Raw genomic sequence first — 24185 nt, forward strand, 5'->3', positions numbered from 1 at the left:
CGATGAGCCCGAACGATCCGATTGCCCAGCTCCAGGCCCTGGCCGAGCGCTTCGAGCGCCTGGCGGAGCAGCATCGCCGGCTGCTCGAGGAGAACAAGAGCCTGCGCCAGGGCCAGGAGCAGCTGGTCGCCGAGCGGGCCGCGTTGCTGAACAAGAACGAGCAGGCCCGTTCGCGGGTGGAAGCCATGATCACGCGGCTCAAGTCGCTGGAGCACAACGCGTGAGCGAGCCGGTCAACGTCAAGATCCTCGACCGCGAATACACCGTCGGCGTCGAGCCCTCGGAACGCGACAGCTTGGTGGCGGCGGCGCAGCTGCTCGACGCCCGCATGCGCGAAGTCCGCGGCAGCAACCGCATGGCGGCCATCGACCGCGTCGCCGTGCTCACCGCACTCAACCTCGCCCACGAGCTGCAGCAGCTCAGGCAGGCCGCCGACCAGCGCGACCAGGCCCTCGCCCGCACCCTGGGCGAACTCAACCGCAAGCTCGACGGCCTCTTCGACGCCCCCCGCTAGAAAAAGGGGTCAGAGTAATTATCCGTTTGAAATGGATAATTACTCTGACCCCTTTTTTGGGGAGCCGCGTTCACCCTTCCGTTAGGGGCCAGGCTTATAATCGGGGCGTCCTCTGCCGTGTTCGACAGCGTGCCTAACATTACGCCTTGTCCCATAAACACGACCCGGGAATCCGCCCCGACCGCGGTGTGCATGTCCGCCCTGTTGCGGAAAGCCTGAAGCGGCGGATCGGGTACCCACTTGATCCCTGGGATCAAGGTCGTTTCGTACGCATCGGCATGGTGGAGGAACTTCTTTGACTTCGACGCGCGCCGACCTCCGCGCCGATCTGCGCGCCCGCCGCGCGGCCCTGCGCCCCGGCGAACGCCTCGCGGCCGCCGACGCCGTCGCCCGGCACCTGGGCGAACGCCCCGAACTGCGCGAGCCCGGCTACGTCGCCGGCTACTGGGCCGTGAACGGCGAACTGCCCCTGCACGCCGTGCAGCTGCGCCTCGCGCCCGGCCAGGTCTGGTGCTTGCCGGTGGCCATGCCCGACGGCGGCCTGCGCTTCGCGCCCTGGCGCGCGGGCGACCCGCTGGCGCCCAATCGCTATGGCATCCCTGAACCGGTGGCCGACACCACGCTGGCGCCGTCGGATATGGCCGTGGTGCTGCTGCCCCTGCTCGGCTTCGCCCGCGACGGCACGCGGCTGGGCATGGGCGGCGGTTACTACGACCGCGCCTTCGGCTTCCGCCGCGGGCGGGCCGCACCGCCCCGCCTGGTCGGCGTCGGCTACGCCTGCCAGGAGACCGACGGCCTGGTCGCCGAGGACTGGGACGTGCCGCTGGACGCGATCGCGACCGAAGCCGGATTCCGCGCGTTCGGGCGATAATGCCGGCATGAGGAAATACTGGCTGATGAAATCCGAGCCCGACGAGTTCTCGATCGAGGCCCTGGAAAAGGTGGGCCGCGAGCCCTGGACCGGCGTGCGCAACTACCAGGCGCGCAACTTCATGATGAAGGACATGAAGGTCGGCGACGGCATCCTCTTCTACCACTCCAACTGCGCCGTGCCCGGCGTGGCGGGGCTGGCGGAAGTGGTGTCGGTGGCCTACCCGGACCCGACCCAGTTCCAGAAGAAATCCGATTACTACGACGCCGCCAGCAAGCCCGAGGAGCCGCGCTGGTGGCTGGTGGACGTTGGCTTCGTGCGCAAGCTCAAGCGCGTGGTGTCGCTGGACGACATGCGCGCGGAGGCCGGAACGCTGGGCGAGGATTTCGCCCTGCTCCGCCGCGGCAACCGCCTCTCGGTGCTGCCGGTGACCGCCGCGCAGTACAAGCACATCCTTTCCCTCGAATAAGCCGGAGCCGCCGATGTCCCGCGACGCACAGAAGAAACTCGCCGCCGAGAAGGCGCTCGAATACGTCGAGGACGGCACCGTGGTCGGCGTCGGCACCGGCTCCACCGTGGCCTTCTTCATCGACGGCCTGGCGCGGATGAAGGGCCGCATCGAGGGCGCGGTGTCGAGCTCCGAGCAGAGCACGCGCCAGCTCAAATCGCACGGCATCCCGGTGTTCGACCTCAACGCGGTCGGCCCGCTCAAGCTCTACGTGGACGGCGCCGACGAGTGCGACCCGTACAACCGGCTGATCAAGGGCGGCGGCGCGGCGCTCACGCGCGAGAAGATCATCGCCGAGGCCAGCGAGCGCTTCATCTGCATCATCGACGAGGCCAAGCAGGTCGAGGTGCTGGGCCAGTTCCCGCTGCCGGTGGAAGTGATCCCGATGGCGCGCAGCCTGGTCGCGCGCCGCATCGTGGAGCTCGGCGGCCAGCCGGTGTGGCGCGAAGGCGTGACCACCGACAACGGCAACTGGATCCTCGACGTGCACCACTGGCGCATCACCGACCCGGTGGGCCTGGAGGCCAAGCTCAACCAGATCGTCGGCGTGGTGGCCTGCGGGTTGTTCGCGGCGCGGCCGGCCGATGACGTCATCATCAATGGGCAGGTGCGGGTGGTGGCGAGGTAGTGGGTGTTTGAAAGAGAGGAAATAATTAAGAGGAGATAGGAGATAGTAAAAGCGGGGTTCCGCTCTTCACTACTTCCTATCTCCTCTTCACTATTTCCTAAAAGTTGACCGCCGGTTATTCAGGCTGGAACTGAAGTCCACCTCAACCACGCGTCGCTGCCAACGCGGCTCACGCCGGGGCGTTGGCCGCCAGCAGGCGCAGCATGGCGCCGAGGCCGCCATGCAGCGCGCTCACTTCATAGCCGAGGCGCTTGAGCACGAAGGCGGCGGCGGCCGAGCGCTCGCCGGTGTTGCAGTACACGACCACGCGCGCGCCCGAGGGCAGCACGTTGGCGATGTCTTCGCGCAGGCGGTACAGCGGCACGTTGACGGAACCGTCGATCGCGCGCTGCGCGTGTTCCTCGGGCATGCGCACGTCCAGCAGCGCGGCGCCGCCCTGCACCAGGCGCGCGGCCTCGGCCGGGAGCACCCACGACAGCATCGGCGGCTTGAGCACGGCCTCGAAGGCCTCGCGCGAAAGCCGCATCAGCTGGCCGCCCTGCATCATGCGCACGGTGGCGTTGCGGGGCAGGTTCGACAGCAGCGCGTCCTCGCCGAAGGTGTCGCCCTCGCGCAGGTAGGCGACCACTTGCGGCGCGCCGTCGAGGTACTTCGAGATCGAGGCCGTGCCTTCCCGCACCACGTAGAAATAATCCGGCGCGTCGCCCTCGCGCATCACGATCTCGCTGGGCTTGACGCTCACCGGCTCGAACAGCTGGAACATCTTCTCGATGTTGCCGGTGGGCAGGCGCGCGAAGGCCTGGCTGCGCAGCAGGCGGAACACCCAGTTGTTGCCGCCAGGGGCCGATCCGAAGTGGCGGTAGTTCTCGTCGCGGCTGAGCTGGTCCCAGGTGATCAGCTTCTCGAGGTAGCGGCGGTCGATGCGCATCACCCGCGCCTTGGACGACACCACCTTGGCGGTGAAGCGGCGCGGCACCGCGTCGTTGAGCGAATAGCGGCCGTGCGGGGCGTTGGCGACGTGGGCGACGCTGCGGCCATCGGGGTAGTTGCAGCGCAGCTCGCCGTCGAGCAGGTAGATGGTGTCCTCGTCCAGGTCGCCGGCCTCGAACACGTTCTCGTTGCGGCCGTAATCGGACACCGACGCCTCGCGGGCCAGCTGGTCGCGGGTTTCCTGGCGCAGCGATTCGAGCGGGAACAGGCGGGCCAGGTGGTCGGCGGGGACGGGCATGGGTCTTGGCTCCGGGGCGGATAGCTTGAGTCTATAGCTGGTCGGGCGGGATGCGGTAGCCGACTCCCTGTGGGAGGGACTTCAGTCCCGAAGCTCTTCGGCGGAACGCATCGGGACTGAAGTCCCTCCCACAAGGAGCGAAGCGCCCGCTTCGCGGGGGCTGGGGGACTAGGATTGCCAGGCACCTCCATGTGCCTGGCCCTCCGCTTCGCTACGGGTCGCCTTCGGCGACGAAAATTGTTCCTGGCAATTTTCTCGAGCGAGGTTCGACTTACCTTCCCCCCAGCCAAAATGAAGAGGGCCCCCTTTCGGGGGCCCTCTTCATTTTGGCTGGGGGACTAGGATTCGAACCTAGATAGGCAGAGTCAGAGTCTGCAGTCCTACCATTAGACGATCCCCCAATTCGGGGACGCCGCCAGTTTACGAAACGATTAGCGCTTCGAGAACTGGGTGGCGCGGCGGGCCTTGTGCAGGCCGACCTTCTTGCGCTCGACCTCGCGGGCGTCGCGGGTCATGAGGCCGGCCTTGCGCAGTTCCGGCTTCAGGGTGTCGTTGTACTCGACCAGCGCGCGGGCGATGCCCAGGCGGATGGCGCCGGCCTGGCCGGTGATGCCACCGCCCTCGACCGTGACGGTGAAGTCGAACTTGTCGCCCATCTGGCTGACGACCAGCGGCTGGCGCACGATCATGCGCGAGGTCTCGCGGCCGAAGAACTCGTCGACCGGACGGCCGTTGACGACGATCTTGCCGGTGCCCGAACGCATGAACACGCGGGCGGTGGAGGACTTGCGACGGCCGGTGCCGTAGTTCTGCTGGATAGCCATGTCTGTGCCTTAAGCCTTGAAGTCCAGAGCCTGCGGCTGCTGGGCGGTGTGCGGATGCTCCGAGCCCTTGTACACCTTGAGCTTGCGGAACATGGCGCGGCCGAGCGGGTTCTTCGGGAGCATGCCCTTGACGCCGATCTCGATCACGCGCTCCGGGTGGGCGTCGAGGGCCTGGCCGAGGGACTCGGTCTTCAGGTTGCCGACGTAGCCGGTGAAGCGGTGGTACTTCTTGTCCTGCAGCTTGTTGCCGGTGACGTGGATCTTCTCGGCGTTGATCACGACGAGGTAGTCACCCGTATCAACGTGCGGGGTGTATTCCGGCTTGTGCTTGCCGCGCAGACGGCGCGCGAGTTCCGAGCACAGGCGGCCCAGGGTCTTGCCGCTGGCATCGACCACGTACCAGTCTTGCTTGACGGTCTGGGCGTTGGCGCTGACGGTCATGGTCTTCATGACGGCTCCAAATAGAAATCGGGGTGGAAAGAGGCGGAATGATAGCGGCCCTTTTGGGCCCGTGCAAGCCCGGAATCACGCCGTGTTAGCATCCCGCCATGCCCACGCCGCCCGAAACGGCCCCCCACCCCGCGCCCGGCGCGCCTGCCGCCGGCCTGGTGGCGCTGGCCGACCGCTGCGTGCAGTGCGGGCTCTGCCTGCCCCATTGCCCGACCTACGGGCTGGACCGCAGCGAGGCCGAATCCCCGCGCGGCCGCATAGCCTACATCCGCGCCGTCGCCTCGGGCCAGCTCGAGCCCACGCCCGCCGGCGACACCCACCTCGACCACTGCCTGGGCTGTCGCCGCTGCGAACAGGCCTGCCCCGCCGGCGTCGAATACGGCGCCCTGCTGCTCGGCGCACGGGCCGCGCAGGCCCAGCGGACGCCGCCGCCGCGGCGCGAGCGCGTGGCCGGCTGGCTGCTGGCGCGACCGTCGCTGCTGGGCCGCCTGCTCGATTTCCAGCGCGTGGCCACGCCGTGGCTGCCCGCCGCGCTGCGCCCCGCCCTGCCGCCGCCCCCGCGTGAACCGCTGCCCCCGCCGGCGGGGCGCGAGAGGCTGGCCGTGTTCGCCGGCTGCATCGCCGACCGCCACGAGTCCGGCAGCCGCGCCGCGCTGGCCCGCCTGCTGGCCGCGGCCGGCCTCGACGTCGAGATTCCGGAGGGCCAGGGCTGCTGCGGCGCCGCGGCCGCGCACGCCGGCGACGCCGCCACGGCCGCCCGCCTCGGCGACGCCAACCGCGCCGCCTTCCAGGGCCGCGACCGCGTGCTGTGCCTGGCCAGCGGCTGCCTCGACAGCCTCTCGCGCAGCGTGGACGGCCGCGCCGAGGACGCCCTGGCGGCACTGGATGCGCTCGGCGACCGGCTGGCCTTCCGCCCTGCGCACGGGCGCGTGGTCCTGCACCTGCCCTGCACCCAGCGCAGCGGCGCGGCCCTGCGCCGGCTGCTGGGCCGCATCCCCGGGCTCGACCTGGTGGTGCTGCCCGACGCCGGCTGCTGCGGCGCCGCGGGCCTGCACCAGGTGGCGTTCCCGGCGCGGGCCGCGGCCCTGCGAGGTCCGGTTCACGCCGCCGTGGCGGCCAGCGGTGCCACGGTATTGCTGTCGGCCAACATCGGCTGCCGCCTGCACCTGGCGCCCGGGCTTAAAATGCCGGTGCGCCATCCCATCGACTTCCTCGCCGAGCACCTGGCATGACCGCGACCCGCCACTTCAGCCCGCTGGACCGGATCCTGATCGAGGCCCAGCACGCCCTGGGCACCACGCTGGGGCAGGCCCGCGCGGAGCGCCCGAACCCCGCCGGCGAGCTGCCGCTGGCCACGCTGGACCCGGCCGAACGCCGGCACGCCGCCGGCCTGATGCGCATCAACCACACCGGCGAGGTCTGCGCGCAGGCGCTGTACGTCGGCCAGGCCGCGGTGGCCCGCGACGCCGCCACCCGCGCCCAGCTCGAGCACGCCGCGCAGGAGGAAACCGACCACCTGGCCTGGTGCGCCGACCGCCTGCGCGAGCTCGACAGCCGGCCCAGCCTGTTCAACCCGCTGTTCTACGCGGGCAGCTACGCCATCGGCCTGGCCGCAGGCCTGCGCGGCGATGGCTGGAACCTCGGCTTTGTGGTCGAGACCGAACGCCAGGTCGAGGCCCACCTCGAGGAACACCTGGCCACCCTGCCCCCGGGCGACGAGCGCAGCCGCGCGATCCTGCGCACCATGAAGTCCGACGAGGCCCGCCACGCCGACGAAGCCCTCGCCGCCGGCGCCCGCGTCCTGCCCTCCCCCATCCCCCGCCTGATGGCCCTCACCTCGCGCGTCATGAAGGCCATCGCCTACCGCGGCTGATTTTTTTTGCCACGGATGAACACAGATGAACACTGATAATGCTTCTGGCGGTTGATCGCCAACAAAGCCTCACTCTCGGCGACGCCCACTAATAATTCATTGTCCTATCTGCTTTTATCAGTGTTCATCAGTGGCCAAAAATAAACGGCCCGGGGCTTGCGCACCGGGCCGTTTTTCGCGAAGCAGCGAGGCGGTTCAGTCGGCCAGGTTGTGGCCGTTGAAGAGCTCGACGATCTCGCGCTTGAGCTGGTTCTCGATGCGCATGCGGTCCTTGAAGCCGAGGTTCTTGGCCTTCTCCTCGAACAGGTAGGTGTCGAGGTCGAACTCCTTGAGGTGCATCTTCGTGTGGAACAGGTTTTCCTGGTACACGTTGACGTCGATCATCTCGTACTTGTTCTTGATCGGCTTGGACAGGAAGTCCTGGATCGAGTTGATCTTGTGGTCGATGTAGTGCTTCTTGCCCTTCACGTCGCGGGTGAAGCCGCGCACGCGGTAGTCCATCACCACGATGTCGGACTCGAAGGACTCGATCAGGTAGTTCAGCGCCTTCAGCGGCGAGATGACGCCGCAGGTGGCCACGTCGATGTCGGCGCGGAAGGTGGCGATGCCGTTGTGCGGGTGGGTTTCCGGATAGGTGTGCACGGTGATGTGCGACTTGTCCAGGTGCGCCACCACGGCGTCGGAGATCAGCTCCTTGCCGGCCGCCTTCTTGTCGATCACGGGCTCTTCCGAGATCAGGATCGTCACCGAGGCACCCTGCGGATCGTAGTCCTGGCGGGCCACGTTGAGGATGTTGGCGCCGATGATCTCGGCCACGTCGGTCAGGATCTGGGTCAGGCGCTCGGCGTTGTAGGCCTCGTCGATGTACTCGATGTAGCGCTGGCGCTGCTCTTCCGAGACCGCGTAGCAGACGTCGTAGATGTTGAAGCTCAACGCCTTGGTGAGGTTGTTGAAACCCTGGAGCCGGAGGCGAGGCAGTGGCTTGACCACGTGGGCATTCCCGTATGCGGAGGGGGTGGAGCGAGGGGGCGCATTATCGGCCAAACCGCCCCCCGGGGGAACCTTGGCGCCGGAGGGGGCCTCGCCGGCATTGCCCGGGGCACGTTACCGGCCTAAGCTGAATGCTTGCAGGGGCCTCCAGAGCCCGCCTTGGCGCCGTCAGAACAGGAGTTCGCCGAACATGTCGATCCAGCCGCCGAAACTGGTCAACAGCCCGCTGGCGCCCGATGCCGCGACCATGGGCCGCTTCCTCGACCACTGCCACCGGCGCCGCTACCCGTCCCGCACCGACGTCTTCCGGCCCGGGGCGCCCGCCACCTCGCTGCACTACGTGGTCAGCGGCTCGCTCAGCGTGGTAAGCGAGGAGCCCGATGGCCGCGAGCTGATCCTGGGCTACGTCAACGCCGGCGAGTTCATCGGCGAGATGGGCCTGTTCTTCGCCGCCGACGCCCGCGCCGTGGTGGTCCGCACCCGCAGCGCCTGCGAGCTGGCCGAGATCAACTACGACCGCCTGCACCAGCTCTTCGCCGGCCCGCTGCAGGCCGAGTGCCCGCGCATCCTGTACGCGATCGGCCTGCAGCTGTCCAAGCGCCTGCTCGACACCAGCCGCAAGGCCAGCCGCCTCGCCTTCCTCGACGTCAGCGGCCGCATCATCCGCACCCTGCACGACCTCTGCGCCGAGCCCGATGCGCTCTCGCACCCGCAGGGCACCCAGATCCGGGTGTCGCGCCAGGAGCTGGCGCGCATCGTGGGCTGCTCGCGCGAGATGGCCGGCCGCGTGCTCAAGCAGCTGCAGGAGCAGAACCTGCTGCACGCCCGCGGCAAGACCGTCGTGGTGTACGGCACCCGCTGAAGCATGGGCCGGTCCGGCGTCGCGGGCACCGATTCCCTGCTGGTCCGTCCCGCGACGGCCCAGGATGCCGCCGGCGTCGCCACCCTGCTCGGCGTGCTGGGCTACCCCTGCGACCGCGCCGAAGCCGCGAACCGCCTGCGGGCCCTGGCCGAGGAGGCCGACCAGGAAATCCTGGTCGCCGACCGCCACGGCTGCCTGGTCGGGCTGCTGGCGCTGGACCTGATGTATTACCTGCCGCTGGGCGCGCGCACCTGCCGCATCACGGCGCTGGTGGTCTCCGACGGCGAACAGCGCCGCGGCGTCGGCCGCATGCTGCTGCGCGAGGCCGAGCACCGCGCCCGCCTGGCCGGCGCGGCGCGCATCGAGCTCACCTCCGCCACCCACCGCACCGAGGCCCACGCCTTTTACAACGCCTGCGGCTTCAACGAAAGCGCCCTGCGCTTCCTCAAACGCCTCGGCGACTGACCAAAAAGGGGTCAGAGTAAATATTTGTTTGAAACAAATATTTACTCTGACCCCTTTTTGGTCAGCGGAGGAGTTCGAAGGCGCCGCGGAGGCGCTTGTGGACGCGGGCCAGGCTGCGCGGGTCGGGGCGGACCAGCACGGGCCGCGCTGTTTCGCACAGGAGGGGCAGGTCCCAGAAGCTGTCGCTGTAGACCGCCGCGAAGGGCGACCGGATGCCTTCGCGGGCCAGCGCGGCGATCTTGCGCGGGCCGATCGTGTGCTCCTGCCCGATCCAGCCGCCGAAGGCCTGGCGCACGCTCGAGCCCACCACGGGCACCGCCGGCTGGCCCAATGCCTGCCACAGGTCGCGGGCCAGGCTGGCCTCGGCGCCGGTCACGATCACCACCGGGTCGCCGGCCTCGAGGTGGGCGTGCAGGCGACGCACGGCGGGCGCGATGAGTAGTTCATCGCGGCGCAGCGCGCACTCACGGAGGAAGTCCTCGCGCGCCTCGACCAGCGCCTCCTGGGTGCGGCCCACCGTGGCCAGCCAGGTGTAGAAGCTGGCCGGCAACCACGCGCTGCGCCACCAGGCAAAGCCGGGCGCGAGGAAGGGAAAGCTCAGGCCGGCCGCGAGCCGGCGCAGCGGATGGCTGCGGAGCTGGCCGCGCAGCCAGGCCGCCGCGCAGTCGCCCCGCACCAGGGTACCGTCGAAGTCGAACAGGACGGTCGCGGCGGGCATCGGGGCCTCAGGCGAACAGGCGCGCCAGCTCGGCGCCCGGGTCCGGCGCGCGCATGAAGGCCTCGCCGACCAGGAAGGCGTGCACGCCGTTGCCGCGCATCAGCGCGACGTCGGCGGGCGTGGCGATGCCGCTCTCGGTGACCAGCAGGCGGTCGCCCGGCACGGCCTGCTTCAGGTCGAGCGTGGTCTGCAGCGTCACGTCGAAAGTGCGCAGGCTGCGGTTGTTGATGCCCACCAGCGGCGCCCCGACCTGCAGCGCGCGCTCGAGTTCGTCGATGTCGTGAACTTCCACCAGCACGTCCATGCCGAGGTCCATCGCCAGGTGCGAGAGGTCGGCCAGGGCCGCGTCGCCCAGCGCGGCCACGATCAGCAGGATGCAGTCGGCGCCCAGCAGGCGCGCCTCGTACACCTGGTAGGCGTCCACGGTGAAGTCCTTGCGCAGCACCGGCAGCGTGCAGGCGCCGCGGGCCTGCACCAGGTAGTCGTCCGCGCCCTGGAAGAAGTCGACGTCGGTGAGCACGGACAGGCAGGCCGCGCCGCCGCGCTCGTAGCTGGCGGCGATGTCGGCGGGATGGAAGTCGGGGCGGATCACGCCCTTGCTGGGGCTGGCCTTCTTGACCTCGGCGATCACGGCCGGCTGCCCGGCATCGATCTTCGCCTGCAGCGCGGCGGCGAAGCCGCGGGTCGGCGGCAGACCCTCGCAGCGCGCCACGAGCTCGGCCAATGGCAGGCGCGCGGCGCGCTCGGCCACTTCTTCGGCCTTGCGGCGCAGGATGGTTTGCAGGATGTCGCTCATGTCGTTCCTTGGTGGGCGGCCGGATCAGCGCCCGCCCAGGCGGCGGGTGGCGGCGACGAACTCGTCGAGCTTGGCGCGGGCCTTGCCGGCGGCGATGGCCTTGCGCGCCTGGTCGATGCCGTCGGCGATCGAGACCGCGCGGCCGGCGGCGTACAGCGCGGCGCCGGCGTTGAGCGCGACGATTTCCTTCGGAAGGCCGTCCTTGCCGTCCAGCGCCTCCTTCAGCAGCACCATCGACTCTTCCGAGTTCTCGACGCGCAGGTTGCGGCTGGCGGCCATCGAGATGCCGAAGTCCTCGGGATGGATCTCGTACTCCACCACGTCGTCGCCGCGAAGCTCGCCGACCATGGTGGCGCCGCCCAGCGAGATCTCGTCCATGCCATCGCGGCCCCAGACCACCAGCGCGCGCTTGGCGCCGAGGCGCTGCAGCACGCGCACCTGGATGCCGACGAGGTCGGGATGGAACACGCCCATCAGGATGTTGGGCGCGCTCGCCGGGTTGGTGAGCGGGCCGAGGATGTTGAAGATGGTGCGCACGCCCAGCTCCTTGCGCACCGGGGCCACGTTCTTCATGGCCGGGTGGTGGATGGGCGCGAACATGAAGCCCATGCCGGTCTCGGCGATGCAGGCCGCCACCTGCTCGGGCTGCAGCTCGATCACCGCGCCCAGGGCCTCGAGCACGTCGGCGCTGCCGGACTTGGACGAGACGCTGCGGTTGCCGTGCTTGGCCACCTTGGCGCCCGCCGCCGCGACCACGAACATGCTGGCCGTGGAGATGTTGAAGGTGTGCGCGCCGTCGCCGCCGGTGCCGACGATGTCGACGAAGTTGTGCGCGTCGGGCACCACCACCTTGGCGGCGAACTCGCGCATCACCCGCGCCGCGCCGGCGATCTCGCCGACGGTTTCCTTCTTCACGCGCAGGCCGGAGAGGATGGCGGCCGTGACCACGGGCGAGACGTCGCCGCGCATGATCTGGCGCATCAGCTCCACCATCTCGTCGTGGAAGATCTCGCGGTTCTCGATGATGCGCTGGAGCGCGTCCTGCGGGGTAATCGGCATGGCGTTGGCCTGTGGGAGGGGTTTCAACCCCGATCCGCCTTGAGGAAGTTACGAAGCATGTCGTGCCCGTGCTGCGTCAGGATCGACTCCGGATGGAACTGCACGCCCTCGACCGCGAGCGTCTTGTGCCGCAGCCCCATGATCTCGTCGATCGATCCGTCTTCGTTCTCGGTCCAGGCCGTGACCTCGAGGCAGTCGGGCAGCGATTCCTTGCGCACCACCAGCGAGTGGTAGCGCGTGGCCTCGAACGGATCCGGCAGGCCGGCGAACACGCCCACGCCCTTGTGACGGATCGGCGAGGTCTTGCCGTGCATGATCGTGCGTGCGCGCACCACCTCGCCGCCGAAGGCCTGGCCAAGGCTCTGGTGGCCCAGGCAGACGCCGAGGATCGGCACCTGGCCGGCCAGCTTCTCCAGCACCTCCAGCGACACGCCCGCCTCGTTGGGCGTGCACGGCCCGGGCGAGATGACGATGTGGTCGGGCTTGAGCGCGGCGATCTGCGCGACCGTGAGGTCGTCGTTCCGGACGACCTTCACGTCCTGCCCCAGCTCGCCGAAATACTGGACGAGGTTGTAGGTGAAGCTGTCGTAGTTGTCGATCATCAGAAGCATAAATCGGCCTATCTCATTGTTTTATATGGCCGTTTAAGCTGTAGATCAGCGGATGTACCCGCACGGGTACCCGCTAATTGTTGGGCAGCTGCTGGCAGTTGGCCGCCGAGAATAACCGAGGCGACAGTGATTGGGGCGCGAGCTGGGCCGCCAGGCTGAGCAAGACGGTACATAGCGCTGGCGGCCGAGACAAAGTCCCAGGCACTGGGTCTGGCCGACATTACTCTCCGTCGGAGCAGTCCGTCACTGAGTCTCCCGGACCCTGCCGGCCTTTACGAAAGACAAAAATAACAAAGGCCATGCTCAGCTAGGGGACGAGGTTCACCCAGTCAACGAACGAAGCTCGATTATTTCGCCAATCCTCGGCTACGCGCGCGCACCTAAGCATCAAATCCCTGTTGGGATCTGACTTCATTTTGGCGGTCTCATGAGCTCGCGTCTGCAGATGCCAAATGATGATGTAATCCTCTGGCGACTTCGAGGATCTCGCGTAAATTAGAGCGCTGTCTGACGCTCTAGCGCCTTGTCGTGCACTGACCCATTGTTGGCGAGCCGCCCTGTCTGATCGTGGCGGCGGAAGGTGGACGTGCCAAAGCTCTTTTAGTGACCCGACGGTCGGTACGGCGTAAGAAACGTCCACGCCGAATAGCATCGAAGCGGTGCGATCGTAGTCAGGGAGCAGCTTGAATTGATGAAAATCAGCAGCAAGTGCTCTGAACGCGGCTTGCTTCTGCGCTGGCGCAGTGTCCCAAAGCCCGCGCCACACATCGACTGCCATTCCTTGGACTACCTATTGCCGTAAGCCCGATGAAAACCCTCAACTGTGAAATCAGGCTCGGACGCCAGCCACTCAAGCGCCTCTTCAAACAAGTCACTCGCCCCAATGTCGAGCGGGTCGGTAGCGGGCAACTTGAGCATGACGCCTCCAGCCACAGGCCTCATCGAATGGGCCAGGCGGTAACAACCCCATGCCGGCGATTCGCCCGAGAGGTCGAACGCAAAATATCCGGACAAAGTCCTATGCCCGGCGATTCGCACCGGAGAGTTTGAGCCGGATGAATAGAGCTCTTCCGATAGTGCTCGACGCACCACTTCTGGATTAGCACTCATTTTTCCTCGCCCTTATCAAGAGTCTTTTCCAACGCTTTCACGTGCACCTGAAGCAAATCCAGAAGCCCCTTTGCCGTAGACAGGGAAAGACCAATTCGACCGTATGCCACGCGCTCAGGTGAAGTCGTGAACTGCAACTGCGGATTACCAGCCTTGTCGGCTATTTCCGGACTTGTATCAACAGTCATGTGGTCAACGGCCACGAAGTCATCACAGAACACAATCTGAAGCCCACCATCGCCGGTCGGCTGTGTGATGACAAAAGAGTTCGGCCTGATATTGAAAAATCCTGAGTTCCGAACAACAGGGACTTCAACCTTTCCGTCGGCCATTTGAACTAGTGCTCCCAGAGGTCGGGCAATAAAACGACAAATGTGTACAGGGCGCAACCAGTCTCTTTCTCCAATGAGACCAGCTTGCGGATTTATCCTTCTGACAATAGCAATTTGAGGTGCATGCCGAAAATAAAAGGAAGACCGACGAGGCGGTTTATCCGCCAGCCGGGAATAGCCGTCCGACAGGCGTATGGCCTGCCACCGACTACGCAGGATTGAGTGCCTCAATTAACTGCTCCCCTTGGCTCCGGGGATTACCTACGGCCAGCCCTACCTGGTGCAACTGGAGCGGCACCTCTTGGGGCTCCAGGAACGCCCCGGCCTCGGCGGCGGTCCCCGCCAGCCATGCCTGCCAGTCGCCCGGCATCAGGACGCGCGGCGAACGGTGATGAATCTTCCGGATCTCACCTAGGGCCTCGGTAGTGATGATCGTGTACGTCGCGATCTCGTTACCCTCGGGACCGGTCCACCGCGAGAACAGGCCAGCGAACATGATCGGGTTCTGGCCCCCGGCGTCTCGGATGAAGTACGGCTGCTTCCTTGCCCCACCCTCGTCCACCCACTCGTACCAGCCTGACGCCGGCACCAGGCAGCGCTGACCGCGCTTCCAGGCATCCCGGAAGGCAGGGGCCGTGCGGACGGTCTCGGCGCGGGCATTGATCGTACTGTAAGCCTTCTTGGCGTCCTTGGCCCAGAACGGCAGGAGCCCCCAGCGCATCGACTCCAAGCCCGGGCCGTCCTCGCCCAGCGTGCACACAGGCAGGATCTGCGTGGGCGCGATGTTGTAGTGGGCCTCGACGCTCACCAAGGGGTTCCAGATCCGGTCGGTGTAGCCATCCTCGAAGCCGCTGGGGAGAGTGTCCTCACCGCGCTTTGGATTCCCGAACAAGGCGTAGCGTCCGCACATGACCGAAGCGTACACCTAAGAGTTGCCACTCGGCGTAGCTTGCCCCGCGCTGTCGGCCCGGCGGGGAGGTGCGGAGTGCTTCCGAATGGCGCAACTAGGCTATTGGATACCAATGAACTTCGCTATAAGAGAATGGCTCTCCGATGAGCAAGCCGTCAGACTAGAACGGGTGGCGCGAAAGCAAGTCGGCGAACCAGAAGCTGGCAGCCAAGATGGCCGCCGTGGCAGCTAAAGCAAGCAGCCAGTCGAAGTTCCGCCGTTTAGAGAACGCTTCTTTGTAGGGAACCCACTTATATGATCCAGAAAAGAAGTGGATGAAGTAGCCCCACAACAGCAGCGCCAGGATCCAAATCAGACCGGTGATTGGCCATGCTTGCGTTCTGCGCTCAACGAAGATCAGTAACGACAACACGGCTGACCACTCTATCCACTTAAAAGCGAGTGGAGCGGCAGTCTTCTGAAACCTTGCGACGAAACGCATTACGTAGTGATACCGATCGATCTCAACTTGGCTGGGCTCCTTCAGCATCGCGGCTCCGGAAGGGGTTAGAACAATCGGTCGCGCTTGGCGCAAGTGCCAGTGAACTCGGCCGTGGCCATTCGCCCATCCACCTGCTGTTGCCCGTAAATCAGCGCGCCAGTGAATCGATCCAAGTTGAACCAATACGTCACTCCGGACTCCGTGGCCAGTGATCCCATATAGATCTTCGGGGTTTCTTGCATGGTGCCCCGCGCTTCACCAACCGCTGTCTCAAGCGTCACCGCGAGTGTCTCGGCGTCCCAACGAATGACCGTGCTAATTCGCACTTCCTCGGATTGGAAGAAGGTCACTCCTTCACAATAGAGTTCCTGCGCCGCTGCTTGGCCAGTGAGGGCTGCAAACACGAGCGCCGTTATCAAGGGCGCCCCAACCCGGCGGGCGCTCACCACTCGTCCTCTGGCAAGCAATCGTCGTCGTAATCGGGGTCGCACTCCTCGCCATCCTCGGTGACATGAACTTCTTCCGCCTGCTGCTGCTCGGCGTAGTCCCAGCAGCCCTCGATGAAGGATTGCGACCGGCCGCCGCAATCATCAGGGTCATCAATGCCGTTCCTCTCGGCCCAGGCATAACCAGCCTCGTGGCCTGAACAGTCATCTGTGCAGCCGTACTTGCCGGAGTACTGGGCGAAGCACTCACCGACAAACAAAACGGCAGCCAAAGCGAGTGTCGGCTTGATTAAGAGTGTCATCGGAAAACCCTCGGAAAGACAGCTACGTCCGCCACGCAAACCAACGCACTTCTGGGTACCCGCCGGCCAAAGCAAGGCTATCTCGGGGCACGGCTCGCGGATGCCAACAATTGTTTTGGCCTAACTCGGAGCCGAGTCACGCTTATGCTTTTCCTGCAACAACTTGACGTGCCTTGCCGTAGCGCCTTCGGACGACCAATACCCGGCAGAGAGAACCATTAAGAACCCAGCCAGCAAACAAACCCATCCCGCGTTCAATTCGAGCAACCACAGCGCCAAGCGATCTATGCCAACCCACCGGCTCGAACTTGCAAGAACCTCAGAGGAGACGCCCGCTTCGAGTAGCACGTCTGCTGTGGACACGGAGCGCCACTCGCCATGCTTCATCCAAGCGTAGATGCCGTATACAAACGCGGCCGCGGCGCCTAGGAAAGGTGCGCCTGTGAAGAAGACGAGACCCTCCTCAGTATCAACCGTGTCGAAATAGAAGAGCGCGCTAATCACGAAAATGATTGCGCCAGCGCCCAGGAAGTAGATGACGATCATGCCGCACCCGATCGTTTCGGGAAGAACCCGCGCCATATCCAGCCCACCGACCAACCGAGTGCGTACAAAGTCACGAGGAGCGCCGCCAAAACCAATCCGACCCAGGAAGCATCCCTCCAGTGCTGGGAAACTTTCTTGTCCAGAATGGAGCCGTCCGCTATAGCCCTGATTTCAGCAGTGCAATCCTGAAACCTGTCCACCGAGCCATCCTCTAACGCCCACGGGTAGAAATCAGCCTCTGGGATACCGTTCTTCTGATAGTCGATTGCACGCGCCTTCGTCATCGCCGTGTCTTGCAATGAGCAACCGTACACCCCCCAAATCTCTTGTTCACGTGGAAACAAGGCGATAAAGGCAATCAGCGCAGGCACTGCGACAATTCCGCACAGAACGACGAACATTCGCTGCCATCCGTTCACAGCCCTCCCCCTCTCTGCGCTTAAGTTGTTGCACGCTTACGAAAGAACAGCGCCAAGGCTCAAGACGCTTTGCAATCAAGCTACACCAGCACATGACCAGATCCCACCTTGCCCCACTGCCATCCTAGCGCGGAGGCCTAACCCCTGAGGAGGCTCGCCAACCTCCGCAATAGCTTGCGGTACCCGCCCTTCCACGCGTTCCGGCTGGCCCGAGCCCGCCCGGCTTCGGTCCTTGGACCGGTTGACTTAGCCCACGGCCGCCAGCGCCTTATGGCCTCTGCCTGCCTTGCCCGTCGCTCGGGCGTCCATCCGTTGGCCATCCTGACTCTCCAAAAGTTCGTTTGGCTGAATTTTTCTCATTTCCGCCTGCGAGGGCTCCGGAGCTGGCCCCGGGACCCCGTTATTCACCTGCTGGTGGCCATGGGCGATGTTCGCCTGCTTGGCATAGATGACCGGCGGGTTTTTGATGTTGGCCAGCGCCTCCAGCGTGGTCCGGCACTGGCTCTGCGCCTTGAACGCCAACCGGATGTATCGGTCTAGGGTCGCGATGTCCTTCCCCACGAAGTTTGCGGCGTGACCCGCCAACCGGTTGAAGATCGAATCCAGCGTCTGTGCCTGGGCCATGAGCATTACCTCGGGGCGGGAAAAGTCACCACCGCTGGCTTGATCGCATTGACTCGCCAACTCCGTGATCATCCGACCCAGTGGAATCGGCTCTAGGCCATTGATACGAAACGACTCGGCAGTGATGCCACCCCTAACGACCGGGTCAAGCACATAGCGAGCGGTAGCCGCGTCCTGGCTCTCACCCGGCCTCAGGCGTACGAATAGTCTGTTTGGAACGTCCTCATTCTCGTTTTCATCGGTCAGATTCGAGTTTTTGTCTTGCGTGGCGATGTCCTTCCCCATCACTGGCGCCCCTGAAGCTGCTGCGTCAGACGCTCAATCTCGTAGGCTGCCTCCAGCATTTCCGGATCCCCCATTACCTGGGCCTCCACCTTGAGCTTGGCAATCTGGGCAGGCAGGGCAGCCGATGGGACTTTGGTCTGTCGGGCAAGCCACCCGACCAACCGCGGATTGGTCATTAGCCTTGCAGCGAGGTTGGCAGTGCCTACGCCGCTGCCAATGGCCGCTGCGGTGCCGAACTCCATTTTGGCAACCGAGAGGATCAGAGAGGCCGCAGTAGCTATCTGCGCCGTGGCCTGTGCTGTCCCCGGTGGATTCCGGAAGACCTGCGCGCCCGAGCGGATGCTGGCGGCGGTCTTTGCGACCGCCTCCATGTCCCGCAGGTAGGTAGGCCCCATCCGAGCAAAGAGAGTGGTCTTCGCCTCCGGCGCCAGCGTGTTCCACATGGTCAGGAACCGCTCGGAGCTGAACTGCTCACCGATATCGTCCTGAGCGCCAGGGGTGGCACGGCCCATTCGCCGAACCACGGCGGCCACCAGCTGCTTGCGGGCATCCTGAGGAAGCGACTGCATGACGGCTCGAAGCGTGGTGGCGCCCTCACGGCTGCCGGAAGTAGCGGCAGCAAAGACCTTCTCAGGGCCGCCATTGCGCTCAATGACGCGCTCCAGCTGCTCCATGCGGGCCATGCCGAACTTGTAGTAGTTGTTGGCCCGCGTCACGGCCTGGATTGCCTTCGGATTGCCAGTGGCAACGGCCGCGGCGTTCAGGTCATCGCTCAGCGCCGCATAGACCTGCCGAAGCTGCTTGGTCGGAACGTCTGTGGCGAAGGTCGAATCCGCGATCAGCTCACCCATTCGCGACCGAAGCGATTTGACCGCCTCATAAGGCAGCTCCCCACGCCCCGCTGCCGCCAGCGACGCCTGCATGTCCGCATCAAGAGCATTGCGAATGTCTGCCACCCTTCCGCTGGTCAGCACCCGGGACGTTGCCGCCGCGCCAGGCGTCGGACGGGCGAGCGTGTCCAAGGTCGCTTTCGTTCTGGAAACCGCAATGGGCGTGGTGGGTGGGATGAACTGGTCAACCCGGTCGTACAGCTCTGATGCCTGATTGCGAAAGTTCACCATGAAGCCGTTGGGACCTACTATGCCCCGCTCGATAGCACGACCGGCCTGCTCCGGACTTGCGCGGGTGGATAGCTGGTCCGCCAAACCGGCGACCCGTTGACCCATCGCCTGCTGCTGGGCCGTCCCTGCACGCTCCATCACACCAGCACCGCCGGGGACGCGTCCCAGCAGGACTTCGGCACCCCGGGCGACTCGGCCCTCGCTGGCCTGCCCAATGCTCGGAGAGGCCACGCCAGCACGCTGGAAGGAGTCGATGTTGGCACTCATGCTCTGCCGGCCCGCTTCACCGCCGCGTACTGCGCCGCGAAGAGTCATAGCGGCACTCGACGGAGCAAGCGCACCGGCGAGCCCCGCGAAAAACTGACCGGTGGGACCGGCACCCATCTGTGCAGCCGTACTAGCGCTAGCGCCGCCTAGTGCGGCGGAAGCCGTTTGCATTCTTGGGGAGGCGGCAAGAGACTGACCGACTCGCCCAGCCAGCCCAGGGGCCTGAGCTGAGACCTGACCAGCCCGGAGAATGGGTGCGCCGCCCGCTACGGCTCGGCTTGCGCCAGCCACCACTTCTTCAAGGGCACCTTCAGGCTTCGGCAGTCCCATTGCATCGGCCGCACGAGATGCGAGTGCACTCGCTCGCTCGCCGCCCATCGCGTATGCCAGCGGGTCGGAGAAGATGCCGATCGTTCCTGCGAGGCCCTCAAGCCCGTACCGGGCGGCCTGCCCCAGCGGGCGGGTGACGTAGGTTTCAAGATTGCTTCGCTTGGGGGCAGCGGGGGCTTCCGCGAACGGATCGCCCTCTACCGGGACGAGGCGCGGACCCTGCTGCTGGGCGAATGGGTTGTAGTCAACGGGCGTCAGTCTCGGATTGGACTGCGCCTGCACATCCGACAGCTTCAGGCGTGCGGCTGGCGCTTGGCCCGTTACGTCGGACAGCCGAAGGGGCTGGGACTGATGCCGGGTCCACGGCCCCTCTTGGGCGGGCTGAGCCTGCTGGTACTTCTCCCACGGGCCCGCCGCCGTACGGACCGAATCGGGGATCTCACCCCGGCGGACTTCCATGATTCTGCGCGCCAACGCCCGGGCTGCGGGAACATCTCCAGCGGCATGCGCTTTTCTCAAGGCAGGAATGAGCTTGCTCTCGTCGTACGCGGGTGGCAGCTGGGGCTGCTGGCCTTGAGCAGGTGCGTCCGCGTCGGGTCCGTTGTAGTTGGTCATGTTCTTCTTCCTCTCTAGCGCAGTAGCCGGTCACCACCGCGCCTGGCATATGAAAAGCCGTCCTTGGCAAAGAAAAGGGCCGCCATCAGGCAGCCCATTCGGATAGTTGCTGCCAGTGACGGGTGGCAGCGCCCGAGATCAGCGCCGGGGGAGCGTGGAAGATCTAGGGTCAGTCTGCCTATCGGTGGGAATTTCGGATTCCGGCTTTAGTGCGTCTCGCCATTTCGGCGTCTTGATTTCTTGATTGCTTTTCAAGCCGCCGGGATCGCTAACCGCGGGCCAGCCCGTAACGCCACTGGGCCTCCATAATCCCAGCGCGCAGCCAAGCAGCGGCGTCGGCCCTTAACCGTTGAGCCGTTTCGTCTCGCAAGCGAATCGGTAGCGATTCGGTTCGGCAGCGCCCGGCCAGCACATGCGCCATCGCCCAGCGGATGACGGAGCTAGCCCGTTCTGCATCCACGGGCCAGCAAGACACCAACGCACGGCGGGCCAAGTACATTTCGACCGCCCCAACCTGTTCGCGCCCATGCGAGCGATACCAGATCAGCAGCGAATCACCCTCAGGCGTCCCGTGTCGTGCAAATGCCCTTGCCCCAGCGCACAGGCTGTTGGCGATGGGCGGGCGGGAGTCTGCCGGCCCGGCGTCCTCGCGCTTTGGCTTGATGCATGCGCCCTTGAAATGGCCCCTCACCTCCAGAGGCTTCATGAGCCTAGAGCCTGTAAAGCTTCAGGCCCCACACCTATGGGGGGTATTCGGGCACTGGAATACCCCACACCAATGGGGGGTATTGCAAGCCGGTAGAAGGTGGGCTTAGGTCCGCTGCCCTTCTTTGGTGCCTTCGGTGTTGGGGCCTCAACGACCTGAAAGATGCCGCACCGGACCACTCGATCCCGAACGCGATAGAAGGTTTCCTCTCTCGGGAACCATTGCCTCACCTCTGACCAGGGCAGCGTTAGGCGGTGGGCGTTGAAGGAATCAGCTCGGCGATAGGCGACAACCACCAGCATTCGGCCAGCATGATCGAGCGCCTTGAACGCGTCGGAGTCCATGACCGCAAGCGGCAGCGATGCGGCACCCGTAGACGGGCTGCGGTAGGCGCTGCGGACGGCGCTCTCAACCTCCGAGGCCGCAAGGGGCGGGTCAAACTTGGCGTTGACCTTGAGCGCCTTGGCCAGCTGTTCGGCCTCTGGCACCCCCTTCTGGCACGCGGAGCGAGCGAGCTTGAAGATCGTGCTATTCCGATCCCCCTCCCCCACGCGATCGGGCAGCCGCATGACCGGCGCCAGGTCAAAAGCCCGGGTCATTTCGTCCCAGGTGAAGGGCACCGGGTCTGCGCTTTCAAGTCGGGTGATTTGCGGCTCGCCCTTGCAATGAAGGAAACCCGGCAGGCGCATGACGCGAGGGGCGTCACACACCTTTGGGTCTCCATCGAACAGAGCTGCTATCGCCTTCTGGGCGCAGGAGAATTGACCAAGCGGGAGATCAGCTACAGGCCAGTAGCAGTGCCACTTTCCGGCCGAGGATTCCACGACGATGCGCGGCGGCAGTTGGCAGGCCAGCACCGGCTCGACCGGGGCGCCGTCCAAGTCCAAAAAGAGGGCGCGGGCCGCAACCACGTTGGACGCCTTGCGCCCGCCTAGGTCGCCACGGTTGACCATGACGAAGATGCCGGCCCCCCGCTGGTTCAGCGCCATAAGCTTTCGCTCCAGCTTGGCGAACGAGCCATGCAGCACTCGCTTCAAGCCAGGCACGCTCCGACCACCCTCGGGAAAGGTCTGAAACGTGAACACGGCGTCCCTACTCAGCGCCGACAGGAATCGGGCCGTCATGGCAGTGTCGATTTGCGGTTCCATGCGCCCCCCGGCGACTTGGCGGCGTCACTCGCCCGTGGTCGGCCCGTGGAGCTGCTGGGGCGGTCCCAGGAGCGCATTTCCTGCATGACTGGGGCAATCGCCCTCGCCGCTAGGTGGACGGTCTGAAACAGCCGCCCCAGCACGCCGGCTATCGGGCGCCATGAGGAAGCCACTCGGATTCCGGACCCAGCCCGCTTCCTGCATTGCGCTCAGGCTCAGGCAGTAGCGTTCGTCACGCAGACTGCCGGGGCGGGCATAGGAGCCCTTCCGGTGCCGATCGAAGGCGCTGGGGCTGGCGAAGTACTCAAAGCAGCTCATGCACTGGCATCGGCAGCCCCTGAGGGCCTTGGTTGCCCGGCCCATCATGCCGCCTCCCCGGAGTCCCGCTCGCTGATGCGCGCCGAGATCCAGGCCTCAAGCTCTGACTCCACGAAGGCAGACGCGTGGACGCCCAGCTTCAATGGCTTGGGAAACGCCTCTAGGGAGACCCGGCGATAGATCTCAGACCGGCTGAGGCCGGTGCGCTTGAGAACTTCGGGAAGCCGTACGAGGCGGATCGGTGCGGGCGAAACGGGGGCGCTCACGCTGCAACCCCTCGGCCAGTGTTCTGGCTCTCGATCCACCGGTCAAACCCGGCAGGGTCGATATAGACGCGGCGGCCACCAACGCGAACGATGGCGTTATGGGCCGCTAGGCCGTTGGATTCTGCGTTGTGAATCCACCAGCGGATTTGCCCCGGGGAGAACGGCGTCTTGGCCGCGAACTGCTCAACTGTATGAAGGTCTCGGATCATCCTTGCTTGTCCACGATTGGCCATTGCTGGCCGGTGTGGACATGCTCTAGCGCGCCATCTTTCGCAACGGCATCCAGCTAGTAAGTTGCCGGCATTGTGCTAGCAGGCTGCCGAAATCCAACCTCGGATTGTCCTCTCCGATGCCCTCAACTTTGCACGGGTTCTGATTTGGAGTGCGCTGAGTTCCGGGTTCTTGCGGGAAAATTCGATCGCGACCGCCTTCTCTGGATTCTCAACCAGCTTCGCGGCCCTCGCCTTCCCCCCTTTGGAGCGAAGCTTAGTGGCATCATCCCTCTCAACGTCTTTTCCGCGCCAGAAAGCAACCTCTAGCATCAGAACGCTGGCAGCCGCGCTGGCCTTTCTTAGCTCGCTGGAATCTTCACCAGCCTCATCAAGCTGCTTCAATGCGTACCCCACGGCCAAGTGGCTGGGCGAAGCGCTGATATCACCCACCGAATTCTTGACCGTCTTGGCTAGCTCGGAAAAAGCCGGAATTTTGTCATCCGCCATCAAAAGCCAATCCAGGACAACAAGCAGGACTTCCGCCCTTGTGATTGGCTCGTCCGAAAGCAGCGCTCTGTCTGCCTCTGTGCAAGTGGCGCGGCCCAACACCGTGTTTAGGACCCTGGGATTACTCGATCCAAAATCTACCAGTCGCGCCGCATCCACTGCCCAAGCCCAAATTGACTCCGCCGATTCATCCGGCCAATCAATGACCCCCCCCAGCGCATCGATGAGGGGATTAAGGTCTGAAAGCGGACCATGCGAAGCCGACCACTCGCAGTCAGCAAACACTAGTCTTTTCGAGAACATCACGCACACCTCTGCGCCCTTCAAAGGGGGCCGCGCCAGCCGGGGAAGGTGCCCGGTGTTCGGGGATCAACCTAGGCGCGGCTTAGCGGGTCATCTTTCTTTCTTGAGCCGTGCCATCGCTTCGCGCGCCATGCGAAGCAGCCTCGTGCCCTCATCTTCGCCAGGCACTTCTCGCGCAACGTAGATGTGTTCCTCCACCCGCTGTCTCGCTTCCTCTGTGGAGAGTCCGTCGCAATGCTTGAAGTGATTGAAGAGGTATTGGTCGTGCCCTGTCCAATGCGTGGGATAGGTAAATGTCGGGAAGGGAATGATGGTGGCGTTCATTTCTTCGACCCTACCAACTCACGGGCTTCCATAAGCAATCGGAAAGTCACGCGGTTGGCGTTCTGCAGCATGTCGAAATCTTCCTCATTGTCTCCGCTGATTCGCGTTGCCATCTCTTGAATGGCCTCGGCTTCTGCAAGCAGTTGACGAAGCATGAAGGCCTGATCGTCCGAGATACTGAGCGGCTCAAGCATGGCGGCGTCTCTCGCTGAAAGG

At 65.1% G+C, this 24185-nt stretch carries 32 protein-coding genes, 1 tRNA gene and 1 other RNA gene; 10 read left to right on the forward strand and 24 right to left on the reverse strand.

Annotated elements, in window-relative coordinates; translation table 11 throughout:
• The first annotated feature begins 2 nt into the window (after positions 1-2).
• The 6 genes from VFV21_RS00995 to rpiA all read left to right on the forward strand — a co-directional run bounded on the left by VFV21_RS00995 (position 3) and on the right by rpiA (position 2521).
• Positions 3-224, forward strand: a complete 222-nt coding sequence (locus tag VFV21_RS00995) for a TIGR02449 family protein (RefSeq protein WP_034210749.1) — start codon at positions 3-5, stop codon at positions 222-224.
• Positions 221-514: a cell division protein ZapA gene (locus VFV21_RS01000; protein ID WP_034210747.1), complete on the forward strand. Its 294-nt coding sequence runs from the start codon at positions 221-223 to the stop codon at positions 512-514. The genes VFV21_RS00995 and VFV21_RS01000 overlap by 4 nt, the downstream gene beginning before the upstream one ends.
• A 106-nt stretch (positions 515-620) precedes the next feature.
• Positions 621-806, forward strand: a non-coding RNA gene (gene ssrS / locus VFV21_RS01005) — 6S RNA.
• Between the two features lie 3 nt (positions 807-809).
• Positions 810-1385 (forward strand): 5-formyltetrahydrofolate cyclo-ligase, encoded by a 576-nt coding sequence (locus VFV21_RS01010; protein ID WP_329667705.1) that lies wholly within the window; start codon positions 810-812, stop codon positions 1383-1385.
• A gap of 7 nt (positions 1386-1392) precedes the next feature.
• Complete coding sequence (locus VFV21_RS01015) at positions 1393-1854, forward strand: EVE domain-containing protein (RefSeq protein ID WP_329667706.1); 462 nt, start codon at positions 1393-1395, stop codon at positions 1852-1854.
• A gap of 13 nt (positions 1855-1867) precedes the next feature.
• Positions 1868-2521, forward strand: coding sequence for a ribose-5-phosphate isomerase RpiA (gene rpiA / locus VFV21_RS01020; RefSeq protein WP_034210741.1), 654 nt, complete (start codon positions 1868-1870; stop codon positions 2519-2521).
• 169 nt (positions 2522-2690) lie between these two features.
• On the opposite strand, the gene VFV21_RS01025 is transcribed toward rpiA, so the two are convergent.
• The 4 genes from VFV21_RS01025 to rplM form a co-directional block, all read right to left on the reverse strand.
• Positions 2691-3749, reverse strand: coding sequence for a cyclic nucleotide-binding domain-containing protein (locus tag VFV21_RS01025; protein ID WP_329667707.1), 1059 nt, complete (start codon positions 3747-3749; stop codon positions 2691-2693).
• A gap of 327 nt (positions 3750-4076) precedes the next feature.
• Positions 4077-4150, reverse strand: a tRNA-Gln gene (locus VFV21_RS01030).
• 30 nt (positions 4151-4180) lie between these two features.
• Positions 4181-4573, reverse strand: a complete 393-nt coding sequence (gene rpsI / locus VFV21_RS01035) for a 30S ribosomal protein S9 (protein WP_034210737.1) — start codon at positions 4571-4573, stop codon at positions 4181-4183.
• A 9-nt stretch (positions 4574-4582) separates the two neighbouring features.
• Complete coding sequence (gene rplM / locus VFV21_RS01040) at positions 4583-5023, reverse strand: 50S ribosomal protein L13 (protein WP_034210735.1); 441 nt, start codon at positions 5021-5023, stop codon at positions 4583-4585.
• Positions 5024-5121: 98 nt separating this feature from the next.
• Here rplM and VFV21_RS01045 point away from each other — a divergent pair, with 98 nt between their 5' ends.
• Complete coding sequence (locus tag VFV21_RS01045) at positions 5122-6255, forward strand: (Fe-S)-binding protein (protein WP_329667708.1); 1134 nt, start codon at positions 5122-5124, stop codon at positions 6253-6255.
• The gene (gene coq7, locus VFV21_RS01050; protein WP_329667709.1) at positions 6252-6896 is read left to right on the forward strand and encodes a 2-polyprenyl-3-methyl-6-methoxy-1,4-benzoquinone monooxygenase; all 645 of its coding nucleotides are present in this window, start codon (positions 6252-6254) and stop codon (positions 6894-6896) included. The genes VFV21_RS01045 and coq7 overlap by 4 nt, the downstream gene beginning before the upstream one ends.
• Before the next feature lie 195 nt (positions 6897-7091).
• Here coq7 and speD read toward each other — a convergent pair whose 3' ends face one another.
• On the reverse strand, positions 7092-7886 hold the full coding sequence (gene speD, locus VFV21_RS01055) for an adenosylmethionine decarboxylase (protein WP_034209981.1): 795 nt from the start codon (positions 7884-7886) through the stop codon (positions 7092-7094).
• A gap of 190 nt (positions 7887-8076) precedes the next feature.
• On the opposite strand from speD, the gene crp reads away from it, so the two are divergent.
• Entirely contained in the window at positions 8077-8748 is a 672-nt protein-coding gene (crp, locus tag VFV21_RS01060; RefSeq protein WP_052574982.1) for a cAMP-activated global transcriptional regulator CRP, read from the forward strand.
• Positions 8749-8751: 3 nt separating this feature from the next.
• A complete protein-coding gene (locus VFV21_RS01065) occupies positions 8752-9213 on the forward strand; it encodes a GNAT family N-acetyltransferase (RefSeq protein WP_329667710.1) in 462 nt (153 codons plus the stop codon).
• Positions 9214-9274: 61 nt separating this feature from the next.
• Here the strand turns inward: VFV21_RS01065 and VFV21_RS01070 are convergent, their stop codons facing one another.
• The 19 genes from VFV21_RS01070 to VFV21_RS01155 all read right to left on the reverse strand — a co-directional run bounded on the left by VFV21_RS01070 (position 9275) and on the right by VFV21_RS01155 (position 24163).
• Positions 9275-9931, reverse strand: a complete 657-nt coding sequence (locus tag VFV21_RS01070) for a haloacid dehalogenase-like hydrolase (protein ID WP_034209984.1) — start codon at positions 9929-9931, stop codon at positions 9275-9277.
• 7 nt (positions 9932-9938) lie between these two features.
• Positions 9939-10727 carry an indole-3-glycerol phosphate synthase TrpC gene (gene trpC, locus VFV21_RS01075; RefSeq protein WP_329667711.1) on the reverse strand — a complete coding sequence of 263 codons (789 nt, stop codon included), beginning with the start codon at positions 10725-10727 and terminating at the stop codon, positions 9939-9941.
• 24 nt (positions 10728-10751) lie between these two features.
• Positions 10752-11786 (reverse strand): anthranilate phosphoribosyltransferase, encoded by a 1035-nt coding sequence (gene trpD / locus VFV21_RS01080; RefSeq protein ID WP_034209986.1) that lies wholly within the window; start codon positions 11784-11786, stop codon positions 10752-10754.
• 23 nt (positions 11787-11809) lie between these two features.
• Positions 11810-12397 (reverse strand): aminodeoxychorismate/anthranilate synthase component II, encoded by a 588-nt coding sequence (locus tag VFV21_RS01085; RefSeq protein WP_329667712.1) that lies wholly within the window; start codon positions 12395-12397, stop codon positions 11810-11812.
• 307 nt (positions 12398-12704) lie between these two features.
• A complete protein-coding gene (locus VFV21_RS13470; RefSeq protein WP_414638441.1) occupies positions 12705-13175 on the reverse strand; it encodes a type II toxin-antitoxin system YafO family toxin in 471 nt (156 codons plus the stop codon).
• A 328-nt stretch (positions 13176-13503) separates the two neighbouring features.
• A complete protein-coding gene (locus tag VFV21_RS01090; protein WP_329667713.1) occupies positions 13504-13839 on the reverse strand; it encodes a hypothetical protein in 336 nt (111 codons plus the stop codon).
• 208 nt (positions 13840-14047) lie between these two features.
• The gene (locus VFV21_RS01095; RefSeq protein WP_329667714.1) at positions 14048-14749 is read right to left on the reverse strand and encodes an SOS response-associated peptidase; all 702 of its coding nucleotides are present in this window, start codon (positions 14747-14749) and stop codon (positions 14048-14050) included.
• Positions 14750-14909: 160 nt separating this feature from the next.
• The gene (locus VFV21_RS01100; RefSeq protein ID WP_329667715.1) at positions 14910-15278 is read right to left on the reverse strand and encodes a hypothetical protein; all 369 of its coding nucleotides are present in this window, start codon (positions 15276-15278) and stop codon (positions 14910-14912) included.
• A gap of 17 nt (positions 15279-15295) precedes the next feature.
• Entirely contained in the window at positions 15296-15676 is a 381-nt protein-coding gene (locus VFV21_RS01105) for a hypothetical protein (protein ID WP_329667716.1), read from the reverse strand.
• Positions 15673-15978: a hypothetical protein gene (locus tag VFV21_RS01110; protein ID WP_329667717.1), complete on the reverse strand. Its 306-nt coding sequence runs from the start codon at positions 15976-15978 to the stop codon at positions 15673-15675. The genes VFV21_RS01105 and VFV21_RS01110 overlap by 4 nt, the downstream gene beginning before the upstream one ends.
• A gap of 120 nt (positions 15979-16098) precedes the next feature.
• Positions 16099-16524, reverse strand: coding sequence for a hypothetical protein (locus VFV21_RS01115; RefSeq protein WP_329667718.1), 426 nt, complete (start codon positions 16522-16524; stop codon positions 16099-16101).
• Positions 16521-16925 (reverse strand): hypothetical protein, encoded by a 405-nt coding sequence (locus VFV21_RS01120; RefSeq protein WP_329667719.1) that lies wholly within the window; start codon positions 16923-16925, stop codon positions 16521-16523. The genes VFV21_RS01115 and VFV21_RS01120 overlap by 4 nt, the downstream gene beginning before the upstream one ends.
• Before the next feature lie 264 nt (positions 16926-17189).
• A complete protein-coding gene (locus tag VFV21_RS01125; protein ID WP_329667720.1) occupies positions 17190-17852 on the reverse strand; it encodes a hypothetical protein in 663 nt (220 codons plus the stop codon).
• The gene (locus VFV21_RS01130; RefSeq protein WP_329667721.1) at positions 17852-20185 is read right to left on the reverse strand and encodes a hypothetical protein; all 2334 of its coding nucleotides are present in this window, start codon (positions 20183-20185) and stop codon (positions 17852-17854) included. The genes VFV21_RS01125 and VFV21_RS01130 overlap by 1 nt, the downstream gene beginning before the upstream one ends.
• Before the next feature lie 702 nt (positions 20186-20887).
• On the reverse strand, positions 20888-22039 hold the full coding sequence (locus VFV21_RS01135) for a primase C-terminal domain-containing protein (protein WP_329667722.1): 1152 nt from the start codon (positions 22037-22039) through the stop codon (positions 20888-20890).
• Positions 22040-22401: 362 nt separating this feature from the next.
• The gene (locus VFV21_RS01140) at positions 22402-22662 is read right to left on the reverse strand and encodes an AlpA family transcriptional regulator (protein WP_329667723.1); all 261 of its coding nucleotides are present in this window, start codon (positions 22660-22662) and stop codon (positions 22402-22404) included.
• Between the two features lie 269 nt (positions 22663-22931).
• Positions 22932-23645: a hypothetical protein gene (locus tag VFV21_RS01145; RefSeq protein ID WP_329667724.1), complete on the reverse strand. Its 714-nt coding sequence runs from the start codon at positions 23643-23645 to the stop codon at positions 22932-22934.
• A gap of 90 nt (positions 23646-23735) precedes the next feature.
• The gene (locus VFV21_RS01150; protein ID WP_329667725.1) at positions 23736-23969 is read right to left on the reverse strand and encodes a hypothetical protein; all 234 of its coding nucleotides are present in this window, start codon (positions 23967-23969) and stop codon (positions 23736-23738) included.
• The gene (locus tag VFV21_RS01155; RefSeq protein WP_329667726.1) at positions 23966-24163 is read right to left on the reverse strand and encodes a hypothetical protein; all 198 of its coding nucleotides are present in this window, start codon (positions 24161-24163) and stop codon (positions 23966-23968) included. The genes VFV21_RS01150 and VFV21_RS01155 overlap by 4 nt, the downstream gene beginning before the upstream one ends.
• Positions 24164-24185 lie beyond the last annotated feature (22 nt).

The sequence above is a fragment of the Arenimonas sp. genome, from assembly GCF_036275555.1.
In the GTDB taxonomy this organism is placed as follows: domain Bacteria; phylum Pseudomonadota; class Gammaproteobacteria; order Xanthomonadales; family Xanthomonadaceae; genus Arenimonas.